Source organism: Labrenzia sp. THAF187b (genome assembly GCF_009363375.1).
GTDB classification, from domain to species: Bacteria; Pseudomonadota; Alphaproteobacteria; order Rhizobiales; family Stappiaceae; genus Roseibium; species Roseibium algicola.
The window spans coordinates 1,457,154-1,469,574 of record NZ_CP045344.1; the positions used below are offsets into that span (position 1 = coordinate 1,457,154).

Annotated in this window: 11 protein-coding genes; 7 read left to right on the plus strand and 4 right to left on the minus strand. The window is 59.0% G+C overall.

Translation table 11 applies throughout. The features are described from left to right. Positions 1–252: 252 nt before the first annotated feature. A complete protein-coding gene (locus tag FIV03_RS06760) occupies positions 253–645 on the plus strand; it encodes a hypothetical protein (RefSeq protein WP_023002614.1) in 393 nt (130 codons plus the stop codon). Positions 646–715: 70 nt separating this feature from the next. Here FIV03_RS06760 and acuI read toward each other — a convergent pair whose 3' ends face one another. From acuI to FIV03_RS06775, 3 genes are read right to left on the minus strand one after another with little or no spacing between them, the layout of a single operon-like run. Continuing rightward, positions 716–1,708 (minus strand): acryloyl-CoA reductase, encoded by a 993-nt coding sequence (gene acuI, locus FIV03_RS06765; protein ID WP_152509085.1) that lies wholly within the window; start codon positions 1,706–1,708, stop codon positions 716–718. A gap of 25 nt (positions 1,709–1,733) precedes the next feature. Next, positions 1,734–2,360, minus strand: coding sequence for a DUF1326 domain-containing protein (locus FIV03_RS06770; protein WP_023002616.1), 627 nt, complete (start codon positions 2,358–2,360; stop codon positions 1,734–1,736). Positions 2,361–2,370: 10 nt separating this feature from the next. Further along, the gene (locus FIV03_RS06775) at positions 2,371–3,186 is read right to left on the minus strand and encodes a DUF2182 domain-containing protein (protein WP_209009883.1); all 816 of its coding nucleotides are present in this window, start codon (positions 3,184–3,186) and stop codon (positions 2,371–2,373) included. A gap of 149 nt (positions 3,187–3,335) precedes the next feature. Between FIV03_RS06775 and FIV03_RS06780 the strand changes: the two genes are divergently transcribed. Continuing rightward, on the plus strand, positions 3,336–4,067 hold the full coding sequence (locus FIV03_RS06780; protein ID WP_152509086.1) for an FCD domain-containing protein: 732 nt from the start codon (positions 3,336–3,338) through the stop codon (positions 4,065–4,067). 312 nt (positions 4,068–4,379) lie between these two features. Continuing rightward, positions 4,380–4,547: a hypothetical protein gene (locus FIV03_RS31515; RefSeq protein WP_173013789.1), complete on the plus strand. Its 168-nt coding sequence runs from the start codon at positions 4,380–4,382 to the stop codon at positions 4,545–4,547. 188 nt (positions 4,548–4,735) lie between these two features. Here the strand turns inward: FIV03_RS31515 and FIV03_RS06785 are convergent, their stop codons facing one another. After that, complete coding sequence (locus FIV03_RS06785) at positions 4,736–8,218, minus strand: autotransporter outer membrane beta-barrel domain-containing protein (RefSeq protein WP_173013790.1); 3,483 nt, start codon at positions 8,216–8,218, stop codon at positions 4,736–4,738. 247 nt (positions 8,219–8,465) lie between these two features. Here FIV03_RS06785 and FIV03_RS06790 point away from each other — a divergent pair, with 247 nt between their 5' ends. The 4 genes from FIV03_RS06790 to FIV03_RS06805 all read left to right on the plus strand — a co-directional run bounded on the left by FIV03_RS06790 (position 8,466) and on the right by FIV03_RS06805 (position 12,168). Then, on the plus strand, positions 8,466–9,590 hold the full coding sequence (locus FIV03_RS06790; protein ID WP_209009884.1) for a TIGR03032 family protein: 1,125 nt from the start codon (positions 8,466–8,468) through the stop codon (positions 9,588–9,590). Between the two features lie 323 nt (positions 9,591–9,913). After that, positions 9,914–11,287 carry an integrase family protein gene (locus FIV03_RS06795; protein ID WP_152505127.1) on the plus strand — a complete coding sequence of 458 codons (1,374 nt, stop codon included), beginning with the start codon at positions 9,914–9,916 and terminating at the stop codon, positions 11,285–11,287. 68 nt (positions 11,288–11,355) lie between these two features. After that, positions 11,356–11,655 carry a DUF1778 domain-containing protein gene (locus FIV03_RS06800; RefSeq protein ID WP_152505128.1) on the plus strand — a complete coding sequence of 100 codons (300 nt, stop codon included), beginning with the start codon at positions 11,356–11,358 and terminating at the stop codon, positions 11,653–11,655. Positions 11,656–11,661: 6 nt separating this feature from the next. After that, positions 11,662–12,168, plus strand: a complete 507-nt coding sequence (locus FIV03_RS06805) for a GNAT family N-acetyltransferase (RefSeq protein ID WP_152505129.1) — start codon at positions 11,662–11,664, stop codon at positions 12,166–12,168. Positions 12,169–12,421 lie beyond the last annotated feature (253 nt).

Genomic DNA, 12,421 nt, shown 5'->3' on the forward strand with positions numbered 1-12,421 from the left:
TTGTTTTAAGGCTACGGAACAATAATTCGGACAACCTTGGATATGAATCCCAACATATGCCACGATCGAAAGATTGTTTTTGTACACAATCCCAAAGTAGCTGGTACGAGCCTGAGAGACTGGCTTGGCTTTGAAGAAGTCTGGAATCACGGATTCCCGACGACAAATACACCTGTAGAATGCTGGAATGACTACAGGGTTATTGTTGCTGTACGAGATCCGATCGACCGGGCCTTGTCCGGATACAGGTTCATGACCCGGGAAAAATATGTCGGAAGCTTCCGCAGCCGGTATCCTGACCTGCCAACCTGGGACCCGCTGACCTTCTTCCGGAAAATGTTCAACGAACAGATCTTCGTGGTGCCGCCGCAGTTCAAGTACACAATGCACATGCATTCCAACAAGGCGCCGGACTATCTGATCCGTTTCGAGAACATGGATCTTTCCCAGCTCGCGCAGGATCTCGATATCCAGAAGCCGTTGCCACGGGAAAACGCGAACCCGCAAACTGAAGTGGTCGATATTGCGGAAGATCTCTATGTGGCCCTGATCGACCACTACAAGGTCGATTACCTGCTTTTTGGCTACAGGCCGGTGCCTTATCGCGACTTCATGCGCTTACAGGAAAAAGCTGCGGCTGCCTGAAGATCTGCATTCATTTCCGTGACGAAATTCGCCCGGGCAGACGCATTGTCCACCCGGGCAAGGGATTGTCTCAGGCATTCACGTCGACGACGACACGGCCCTTGACCTGGCCTTTCAGGATGTCGGCACCAAGCGCCGGCAGGTCTTCAAGGGTTGCCGGATGGATCATCGCCTCCAGCTTGTCCATCGGCAGGTCTTTCGCCAGCCGTTCCCAGGCTTTCAGGCGGCCGTCATACGGCTTCATGACGCTGTCGATGCCCAGCAGGTTGACGCCGCGCAGGAGGAACGGGATGACGGTTGCCGGCAGATTGGCGCCGCCTGCGAGGCCGACGGCTGCAACGGATGCGCCGTATTTCATCTGGCCGAGAACACGTGCGAGCATCGGACCGCCGACAGCATCGATGCAGCCCGCCCAGGTTTCGCTTTCCAGGGGGCGCTTGACCGTTTCGGCAACGTCATCGCGCGGCACCACGCGGGCGGCGCCAAGAGACTTCAGGTAATCCCAGGTGCTCTCGCGTCCGGTGACGGCGGCAACCTCGTAGCCGAGATTGGCCAGAATGGCGGTTGCGACGGAGCCGACGCCGCCAGCGGCACCGGTGACCAGAACCGGCCCGTTTTCAGGCTTCAGCCCGTGCTCCTCAAGCGCCATGACCGCAAGCATGGCCGTGAAGCCGGCTGTGCCGATGGCCATGGCGTTGCGCGTGGTCAAGCCTTCCGGCAATGGGACGAGCCACTCGCCCTTTACCCGTGCCTTCTGGGCGTAGCCGCCCCACCAAGCTTCGCCGACGCGCCAGCCGGTCAGCACCACCTTGTCGCCCGGCTTGTACCAGTCGTCGGAGCTTTCCTCGACGGTTCCGGCAAAGTCGATGCCGGGCACATGCGGGTAGTTTCGAACCAGTCCTCCTCCCGGGCCAAGGCACAGGCCGTCCTTGTAGTTGAGCGTGGAATATTCGACAGCAACCGTGACATCGCCTTCCGGCAGGCGGCTCACGTCGATGTTCTCAATCGAGGCGTGGGTTTTGCCGTCTTCGTCCTTGTCGACAATCAGTGCCTTGAAGGTCATGAGCTGTTCCCTTTTCTCTTCGGTTTCAGGCGGCGGCTTCCGCCGCCGGGCCGGACCAGTCGATCTGGCAGATTTCAGCACTTCTGCCGTCAAAATCCCAGACCCTGCCGTAAGCGCGCACGCGGCCTTGCGTGGCAGTGGCGACCGTGATGTCCGAACCCATCCAGTATTCGGTGTTCTTGACGACGATATCCTCGTCCGGATTGGCGCCGCGCACAGGCTCTACCTCGCCCTTGATCGCCTTGCCGACGATCAGGCGGCGTTTCTTGCCTTCGTTGGTGTAGGAGACGGGGGCACGCTCTGCGCCCAGAAACTCGCTGACCAGAACCCGGAACAGGCCGGTGGTGCCCTTGGCCTGGCCGGAGAAGATCTTGATCAATCCGTCATAGGCCGCTTCGCTGGCGCGCTCGTCGATATAGGCAGCGGCCTTCCAGTTGCCGCGAGCCATCAGGCCCGGAATTTCCAGAACCAGGCCGACATTGAGCCCGGACAGGTCCTCGCCCTCATAATGGCCTTCGTCAATGCGCACCCCGGCCCAGGCCTGGCAGTAACCCTCTGTGGGCGGGTGCTTGCCGAGCGACACCACGCAGGGGCAGAAGACGGTGCAATTGCAGTTGAGGATCAGTTCTCCTCTAATGGCCCAGCCGGACATGATTTTCTCCCTATATGGTTATTGGCAATAACGGCAGAACCAGAACGACCAGTCCGGCCAGAATGAGGAAAACGCCGACCGGCGCGGTAAGTTTCGCGCCGATGTCGGGAAGTTTTTCCAGAGTCATCAGCACCATGGCGCCTCCCATGAAGGCGAGATTCATGGTGCCGGCGACAAACGCGAGCAGCATCAATGCCCAGCAGCAGCCAAGGCAGACGGCGCCAAGCCTGAGGCCGAGCGAAAGCCCGCCCCGGGCACCCGGCTGCCAATGGCTGAAGAAAAAGGTCAGCGGGTTCCGGCAGGAGCTGAGGCAGGCCTGCTTGAGGCGGCTGAACTGATAAGCCCCCGCCAGCAGCAACAGGGCTGCGTTCAACGGGTTGGAAACGGATTTGCCGAATGGATCGAGCAGGTTCTGTCCCGCCAGCCAGACCTGAAGAGAACCGGCCAGAAGCGAAAACCCGAGCCAGACAGCCAGATACCCACCCACAAGCGCGGCCAGCGGCAAGATGCCTGCGGCGGCTGTCTGTGTCAGCTGTGCATAGGTGCGAAAAGCTGGAAAGGCTGTTGGTGCCATCATCGCCAGGGCCATCAGGGCCCACATGAGGGCGGCGACCCAGAAGCCGGCATTGGCGGCCGTTGCCGAGCACAGGGACAGGAATGCCTCCAGCGGCTGCCCGATGGGTAGCCCCGTAAGCTGCCAGTCCGTGGTGTCCCTCAGGCCACCTGCCTGCATGGCGAACAGGACGGCCCAGGCCACCAGAATGGTGGCATAAAAGGTCAGCCAGAACGCTCTGTGGCCAGGCATGAGCCGCGCAACGGTGTCCACCCGATCCTCCCGATAAATTTTCACCTAGGCTGCGGGGGCGGTGTCTAAAAGTCAAACATTTAATTGTCAGACATTTAAACAATTTGTTTGACCGTGCCGGGTCGTCTCTTTAGGTTTGCCGGGGTTCAGGCGAAAATTCGGAGGTTCTTTTGGCGATTGAATTCAACACGATTCAAAAAGAGGGCCTTTCGGTCCAGATCGCCAATGCCATCCGCAATGCCATTCTGGAAGGCCGGCTTGCCGGCGAGGAACGCCTGCCGAGCGAAGCCGATCTGGCGGAGCGCTTCGGCGTGTCGCGGTCGACTGTTCGCGAGGCCTTGAAACGGCTTGCCGCCCAGAATCTTATCCGCAGCGAGCGGGGTTCTTCCGGTGGGGCTTTCGTCAATCGCATGACCTGGGCTGAAGCTCAGGACAACCTGATGACCACCACGCGGCTCCTGATCGGTATGAACGACATTCCGCTGGAAGACGCCATCGAGGCCCGCTTTGCGCTGGAAGCTGCCGCGCTGCCGCTGGCGGCGGAAAAACGCACCGACGACCAGTTGTCCGAACTTGCCCGTGAAATTTCCCTGCAGAGAAACCGTGACACAAGCGACGAGGACTTTTGCGCGTCGGACGTTGCCTTTCATTCGGCCGTGGCACGGGCAACGGACAACCCGATCCTGGTTTTCCAGTTGTCGGCTGCTTTCGAGGCAATGCAGCCACTCATGAACATGCTGGTCTACCGCCTGCGCGACCGCGAACGGATCGCCGATCTTCATCAGGCCCTGGCCGATGCGCTGGCCGCGCGCGACAGCGCCGGCGCCGCGCAGCATCTGGACGCCCTGTCGGCCTATACGCGCGAACTGGCGGCGCAAAGGCGCAAGCCGCGTAGCGCATAACGACCCTTTTCAGGGATGTCTGTCCTTATCCATGCGAAGCTGGTAGGCGATTTCAGTCGCGCCTAAGCCCAAAAGCCAAGTCATGTCAGAGACTTGCATAATAAGTAACTCTACGGCATTGTTCAATCTCATCCTAAAGTCTAATATAGACGAAAGTCGAAGTTCGAATCGTGGCGAATTTGCCTCCCACGTCTGCCGAGACGGTCACCGGATGCGCCATCTGTTTGAAAAGGTCGGCTTTTGTACGCCCGGTCACACTTGGCCGGGCGTACAGATCTGAACAGAGCTTGCGCCTGCGTGGCAGGAGCGCTCTTGACCATAGGGAGCAGTGCCATGAAATTCTGGAGCATCGCCGTCGTCGCCATGATCCTCGCCGGTGTCGCCGCCACCAAGGCCGCCAACCCCAGCCATGCCCTGACCGACGGCTCCGTCGCCACCGGCATCCCGGTCACGACGCTGCACACGCCAGTCACGCCGTAAGGCCACCGACAAACGTCCGGCGCAGGCGCCCTTTGCCTGCGCATTCAAACCTGTTTCAAGCCACTCGGCTTGGCTGCATCCCCTGTGCGCAGCCCTTTATCCGGCCTGGAGTGACCTTTGCTCGGCCGTGTCACATCCGCCAGCCTGCATCCCGCCATTGGCATGAAGAAGTCAGGCCGCACCGGCTATCAGAATGGAACGATTGCCCTTAGGTATCCGCCGTTGCTCCGGCTCACGCTTCCGAAACTGCCGGTGTACGCGAGCTTGAAGGAAGTGCCGGAGGCCTTCTGCAGTTCGAGTGCGGCGGAAAGATTCATGACCGTAGTATCGAGTTTGGTCGTGGTTACGAAACTCGGAACACCCGAAGGGGCTTCAGTGAAGCGTGAATGGATGCGGTAGTCGTTGTTGGAAAAGAAGCTGACACCCGTCTTCAGCGAGCCATTTATCCTGTAACCGGGGCTTTCGTGTAACGTGCCCATGACACCAACAGCAGGTGTTGCAGTCAGAATCCAGTCGTTGCTGCCAGATATGGTGAGGTTGGCGGATCCGGCTCCCGTTTCCCGAACGTCGCCGAAGCCTACCCGGGTCGCAGCGACGTCGACCATCGGCACGACGCGGAACGTACCGGTATCGAACGCATAGGACAGCCGGGAGACGATCCCGGCAAATGAGATGATCTGATCACTGCTGGCGGTACCAAAGCCGAGACCGACCTGGCGGTCGGTGTCGTATTGCGCCAGGCCGCCATAGCCACCCAGACTTGCCTCCAGCGCGCCCCAGGTCTTTTCGAACTTTGCGCCGATTGTGTAGCGCATGCCGTCGGATGTGCCTGAATTGTTGGTGGAAAGCTCGCTGGTTTCTACCGTGCCGGCGACACCGACCCGCATGCCGTCGCCGAGTGGCACTTCAAGGCCGCCGGAAAAGCCGTAACTGGTCTCTCCGCCGCCGATCGTTGACGTGGTTTGGCGAATATCGACCCTCTGGCCCTGGACCCGGCCCCAAAGGCAATAGTCGTCGGCGGCTGCAACCGCGACGCCATCGAGCCGGGAAGGGCAGGACAAAAGGGATTCACGGAAATTGTGAAGGCTGCCAATCGCCGCCCCGACCTGTACCAGGTAATGTTCGCCGTGCAGCCGATCCAAGGCTTTCTGGTAGGCCTCGATGCTTTCGATCTTCATCAGCTCCAACTGCAGGTCGTGCATGGCACCGCCGCCGTCAGAGTAGATTGCGTTCATGTTGGCGCCAACATTGCGCTCGTTTTGCGTCCTGAGCTGCGATGTGCCGTCGGGAGCAACGGGTGAGAAGTCGATATACTGGTTGCCGATGGCCACGTCCGTCGCATTGGGAAAGACAAGCGTGTAGTCCACCACAACGGTGTCCCTGGCGGTCAACCCGTTGTTGGTGACACCGCCTGCCGCGGACAGGATTGTCAGGGTCTTGGTCGGGTCGACCAGGTTCAGCGGATTAACCTTCACATTGCCTGAGAGCGTCGCCGTTCCGGAAATGTTGAGCCGGTCGACCGTCGAGGCTTCCGAGTTCATGTCTACGGAAAAGGTCCCGCTGCTGGTCTGGACGAAAATGCCGGTCAGTACCGTTGTCTGGATCGCTCCGGTGCCGCCGGGTGAGAGGTCGCCCTCGTTGGTCAGCGTGTTGCCGGCGCCAAGATTGACGGTTGAAGCACTCTTGAAGAGGCCACCTGACCTGTTGCCGAAGGAATTGGTGCCTCCGCCCAGGTCGACGTCGCCGGTGACCGTTCCATAGTTGACAACAGTGTCGTCGCTGGCAGGCGTATTCAGCGTCGTGTTGATTGCTTTGTCGCCGCCGCTGAGAGCTCCGGTCCCGGTGATGGTGATCGTGTTGGGGCCGGCCACGTCCAGGCCGACGCCATTCCGGCCGCCATAGACCGAACCGGTAATGGTGATGTCGGCGCTTGTACTTGCGCCGCGTGCATAGATACCGTCCTTGCTTGTTCCCAAGACGTCATGTGCGGTGACGGTGGTGGTTCCCGTGCCGTCGTTCTGGGCCCGGATGCCGTAGGTGGCTCCGGAAACTCGGCCGGTCGAGGTTACGGTCAGGTCCGTGCCGGTAAAACTGGTGAGGGCATAGATACCCTCGAAGGCCCCGCCGGTGGCGTTCACTGCGCTGATCGTTGCGGAACCGGTTCCCATGTTCCTCGCGGCAATACCGCTCCCGGTACCGCTCACGGTACCCGAGCTGGTGATGGCGAGGCTCGTACCATGGGCCTCCACATTGATGCCGTTGGCCGTGTTTTTTGGGTGATCACCGTCGAAACCTTCAACATCATAGGTCGTGATCCTGAGCGCGCCGGTGCCGAAGTTTCTGGCAAAGAGCCCTGATAAGGCACCTGAAACCGTACCTGTTGCAGTGATCGTCAGGTCCCCAGCGGAATTGAAGTTCCTGGCCAGAATGCCGGCATTCTTCGCCCCAGCAGCAGTGGTGACCGTGAGAGTTGTATTTCCGGTACCGTCGTTGCGGGCGTAGATGCCCTTTTCCTCGCCAGTAACGGGACCATTTGCGGTGATCGTAATATCCGTCCCGCTGGCCGAATTTCGAACGTATATGCCGTCCTTTGTCCCGCCCGTCACCGTTGCGGTGGTCACTGTCACCTCGCCACTGCCTTCGTTCTTGGTGAATACTCCGTATCGCCCGCCCGACACTCCACCGGTGGCGGTGATCCACATGTTGGTGCCAGTGCTCTCAATCAGGCCATAGATGCCATCGTTTTCGCTGCCCCGGACATCTGCGGCGGTAATGGAGAGGCTTCCGCTCCCTCGGTTCGTCGCAGTAATTCCGTTGCTTTCAGCAGTGACGGTTCCCGTGGCGGAGATGGACAAGTCCGTGCCAAACGCGTTGTCTGCGAAGATGCCATCGACTTCGCTGTCGCCGCTTGCCACAACATCGACAGTTTCGATTGTCAGGGATCCGGAACCGTAATTGCGGGCAACGACTCCTGCCCTTGCATCGTGCTCTGAGCCGGCGCCCGTGACGGTGACTGTACCCGTCGCGCGCACGCTGAGGTCCGTGCCTTCGTTCCATGCGTAAATGCCGCTTCCCGATCCGCCTGAAACGTCGACAGTCGTGACGGACAGTCGGCCAGTGCCGTCATTTCTGGCCTGTATGCCGTTCTTTTCGCCAGAGACCGTACCGGTCGTCGTGATCGTCAGATCGCGGCCGGCCGTTGTGCTGTTGCGCGCATAGATGCCGTCTTTTGTCGCGCTGGTGACGCTGGCTGCAGTGACGGTGATCGACCCGCTCGACCCTGACTCATTGAGCGCATTGATGCCGTGGCCTTTCACGGCATTGACGTCCCCGGTGACATTGATGGTCACCGCCCCTTCGATTGTGCCGTCGTCACCTGTTGACCTGACATCGATGGCGTTTTCTTCGCCCTGGATGAGGCCGCCAGTCGTATTGATGAAGCTGAGGGCGCCGTTCCCGGTCACGGTGATGGCGTTACCGGTGCCGCCGGTTGTGTCGATGGAGGCGCCTGAAGCCATGGTCACGTCGGCATGGTCGGCGTTGATGGTTTGCGTGGTCCTCAGCGTACCCGAGCACAGATAGGTGCCACCGCCAAGCGCGCTGCAGGCGGCGTAGGCCTGGCGCCCCGCATAGCCGAAGACGACGGGGACGGCGAGTGCCGAGGTCAGCATAAGCCGCCTTTGTACTGCGGACTTGGGGAAGGAGCACATGAAACTGGTCTTTCCGGTGACTGCCGGCCTTTGCCGGCCGTCATATCGCGAGTAATCGAAACAGGACAAAACGAATTACTGCTATTCTTGCTCCCGGATTGGTTAATGTTTTGATTCGACATCTTCAAAAACTGTGCTGCAAAAAGAGCAAGATAGATGGTTAATGCGATGCCGGCGGCGAGCTCGGCAGGTTGGAAACGGGAAGCTGATGCCGACTGAGGGCAGGAACCTGCCAGTCGGCAATAGCGAGACCCGGGCTGATGAACCTGCTGGCGTCACCTATTCCATGTCGGGCGGCCTCGTTGGCCTTCTCGCCTCTCTCAAGATCTCGGTTGCCTTTTCGTCCTACCAATCCGGCAAGTTCTATCTGCTTGGCCGCAATCCGGAAGGCGGGCTGATGGTCAATGAGCAGTTTTTCCGGCAAGCCATGGGAATTCATGTCAGTGGCGGAACCATATACCTGGCCACGTTGTCGGAAATCGTGCGGCTGGAAAACGTGCTTGAACCGAACCAGCGGATCAACGACACATTCGATGCCTGTTTCGTGCCGCGCACTGCCCACGTCACCGGTGCCCTTGATGCACATGATCTGGGTATTGACCGTGACGGACGGATCCTTTTCGTAAATACGAGGTTCAACTGTCTGTCGACAATATCCGAGCGACACAGTTTCAGGCCGGTCTGGACGCCGCCCTTCGTAAGCCGGATCGTCGACGAAGACCGCTGCCATCTGAACGGTATGGCGATGAGGGACGGGAGACCGGCCTTTGTCACGGCGGTGAGCCGGTCCGACACGATTGACGGCTGGCGAGACCGGCGCGCCGACGGCGGCGTTTTGGTGGACGTGGAAACCGGCCGGATCGTTTGCCAGGGACTTTCCATGCCGCATTCCCCGCGTTGGTACCGCGACCGGTTGTGGCTCCTGAATTCAGGCACCGGTGAACTCGGGTCGATAATCCCCGCTGACGGCGACAGCCAGGGACGGTTCGAACCGCTCGCCTTCTGCCCCGGTTTCCTGCGCGGGCTTTCCTTCCACGGCCGTTATGCGTTGGTGGGGCTCTCCAAACCACGTTACCAACGTTTCGAGGGCCTGGCGCTCGATGAGCGGCTGAGGGCTGCCGATTCGGAGCCCTGGTGCGGTGTCCAGGTCATCGACCTTGACACCGGCGCCTGTGTGGAATGGTTCCGTATCGACGGTGCCGTCGCCGAGCTCTATGACATCGGCGTCCTCCCCGGTGTCACTTGTCCCATGTCGATTGGCTTCGGAAGCGAGGAATTGATGAACCTTGTTACCGTCGATGTCGAAGACAAGGACACGACAATCAGCCCTTAGCTCGACTTACGCATCAGAGCGCGATCGGTTGACGGATGCAGCATGAACGCATCATGGCGCGGCAACCTCAAAAACTTATTCAATAAAACAGGAATTCTGGTGACCCCGGCGCGATTCGAACGCGCGACCCTCAGATTAGGAATTTAAAGCGAGCCGTACGCCGCCTTATCCGTTAGCTCTATTAACCTCAGAAGTCATCAATTTCCTCTTGATATTCAATTAATTATCGTATAGCGTGCGGTTGTTGCCAATTGCAACCGTTAAACACTTCGTTGCGCCAAAACCGTTTCAAAAACCGTTTCAAAAATCTCAGGTATCATGACATGGCCGATATGCGTATCCTATTGAACGATAAAGCAATTGAACGTCTTATGCCGCCCGATAAGGGACGCTACATTGTCCGGGATACCGAGCTAAAAGGGTTCTTCCTTATGGTCGGAGCCCGAAAAAAGACCTTCATGGTACAGGCGGATCTCCGAAAACTAGGCAAGCGCGCCTCCACGGTTCGTCTCGCCATTGGCGACACGAGGGAGCTCTCCACGCGTGCGGCGAGGTCTGTTGCGAAGGAGTATCTGTCCCAGCTCAGCCGGGGTATTCATCCCAGGAACGGTGAGAAAGCTGCCAAGGCTTCAAACGCTTCTGAGATAACGAACGGCGAAAATAACGAGGCATCCGGCATCACGCTCAAGCAAGCCTGGGCTCGCTACAAGATTGCCATGCAGCGTAAGAACCGGAGCGAGCGCACGATCGAGAGTTATAGGGATCACGTCGAGCGGATCTTTAAGGATTGGCAGGAGATGCCCCTGAAGCAGTTTGGCGATGATCCTGGCCGGGTTGCCGCCAAACATGACGAGATTGGTGAGAAGCACGGTCCCTACATAGCCAATGGCAGCATGCGCACTTTCAGGGCGATCTACAATCACGCTCGAAAGACCAATCGGGAACTGCCTGCAGACAACCCGGTCGACAGCGTGGACTGGAACCATGAGAAACGCCGCGATAGCGGCATGGGTCTCATTGACCTGAAGGAATGGTTTATCGAGGCTGCCCAGCTTGAAAATCCCGTCCGACGCGAGTTTCACCTGTTTACACTGCTGTCCGCGTGCCGGCCGGCCGCGTTAAGAGAAGCGAAACCAGCCCATCTGGATTTTCGCCGCAGGGTGCTTCACATCCCCCGTCCGAAAGGAGGTGCGGATCGTGCCTTTGATATCCCGCTGTCGAGGGAGATGGTCTGTTGCCTCCTGCGATGCATTCGATTTGGTCGGCAGATGCACCCGTATGAGGCCAATGACTGGCTGTTTCCCGCAGACAGTGCCACTGGTCATCTGGTTGAGCACAAGGAAGATCGCGCGACATTGTCGAAATGGGGCAATGAACTGCGCCAGACCTATCGCACCGTGGCGACGCCGGCGGGTGTCTCGGAACTGGACGCAAGGATGTTGATGAATCATTCGGTTCCTGGCGTGAACTCCGGGTACATTACACGGCATAAGCTGCTTGAGGATCATCTACGAGCGCAGCAGCAGTCAATCAGCGATACGATGTTTTCAGTGTTTCGCAACACGTTAAATGAGAACCGTGAAATTCAAGATTGGCTTGGGATCGGTGCGGCACGTCGTCAGCTCCTTCGTGCAAAAGAATATTCTAGACACTCTGAACAGAATGAAATCGTGCGAATGCGCGTTTGGGCCGCTTAGCCAAATAAGTCTAACTGTATTGCATTTTGCGATACAATTCTCTATATATGCAACAAAGGAGACCTGCCATGGCTACCGTTGCCGACCGCAAGGAGCATCCGATATCGATGCGTCTGCCTGAATCGGATGTCGCAATGATCGACCGGGCCGCCAGCCTGCGCGGCCGCTCGCGCACAGACTTCGTGCGCGAGGCTGCCGTGCGCGCTGCCGAAGAGGTGGTTATGGAGTCAGGTCTCATTCGAATGAGCGCGGAGGGTTTCGCCGCTTTCATGGATGTCGTTTCCGCCGATACGGCGCCTATTCCTGAGATGGTGGATCTGGTCCGGCGAGCCGCGCCTTGGGAGACCAGCGGCACTTCGAAGCCGTAATCCACTGTGCTCTCCGCACCGGAGCCGTTGAATGCGGCGCATGTTCTTACCGATTTCTCCTGTGGCAAGCCCGCTCTCGATCATTGGCTGAAGACCCGGGCGCTCTCCAACCAGCAGAAGGGTTTTACGGCTGTCATGGTTGTGCATGATGATGGCCGAGTGGTGGGGTACTATGGGCTCGCGCCGACATCGATCGTGCCCACCGTCATGCCGAGATCGATCCGCACCGGTCAACCGCCTGATCCCGTTCCCTGCCTTCTCCTCGGACAACTCGCAACCGATTTGGCCTGGGCAGGGCAGGGGATCGGCACCGGCCTCGTCAAGCATGCATTGGAGCGCAGCGTTCAGGCGGCTGCTCTCATCGGTGGGCGGGCATTGGTGGTGAACGCTGTCGATAACGAGGCGGCGCAGTTCTGGCAGCGCCGCGGTTTTGTACCTTCCCGCGGCGATCCGTTTGTTCTCTTCCGCTCCACTGCCGCCATTGCGGCGTCACTCGAGGCTGCAAGAGCTTAGTCACCAAGGGGAGTGAAGGTGCACACGGGGCGTGCCAATAGGTACTAAGGCGAGCGAATGGCTCTTAGTGACCGTCGCAGAGAATCGCGATACCCCGAAATAGGCGTACACAGAACGCCCGCACAAGCCGGACGAAAACTTACGACCAAATCTCTAGCGAGATCATCACTGAGATGGAAGCTGGCCGCGTGCGTGAATCGGCGTCACGGATTGACCCCGGTGGTACGTACAATTTCAATAACTTACGACGCCG

Coding starts and splice junctions, on each gene's coding strand:
- FIV03_RS06795 (WP_152505127.1), top strand. CDS start 9,914: ATGGCCGATATGCGTATCCTATTGAACGATAAAGCAATTGAACGTCTT.
- FIV03_RS06800 (WP_152505128.1), top strand. CDS start 11,356: ATGGCTACCGTTGCCGACCGCAAGGAGCATCCGATATCGATGCGTCTG.
- FIV03_RS06770 (WP_023002616.1), bottom strand. CDS start 2,360: ATGTCCGGCTGGGCCATTAGAGGAGAACTGATCCTCAACTGCAATTGC.
- acuI (WP_152509085.1), bottom strand. CDS start 1,708: ATGACCTTCAAGGCACTGATTGTCGACAAGGACGAAGACGGCAAAACC.
- FIV03_RS06790 (WP_209009884.1), top strand. CDS start 8,466: ATGCCGACTGAGGGCAGGAACCTGCCAGTCGGCAATAGCGAGACCCGG.
- FIV03_RS06760 (WP_023002614.1), top strand. CDS start 253: ATGACCCGGGAAAAATATGTCGGAAGCTTCCGCAGCCGGTATCCTGAC.
- FIV03_RS06785 (WP_173013790.1), bottom strand. CDS start 8,218: ATGCTGACCTCGGCACTCGCCGTCCCCGTCGTCTTCGGCTATGCGGGG.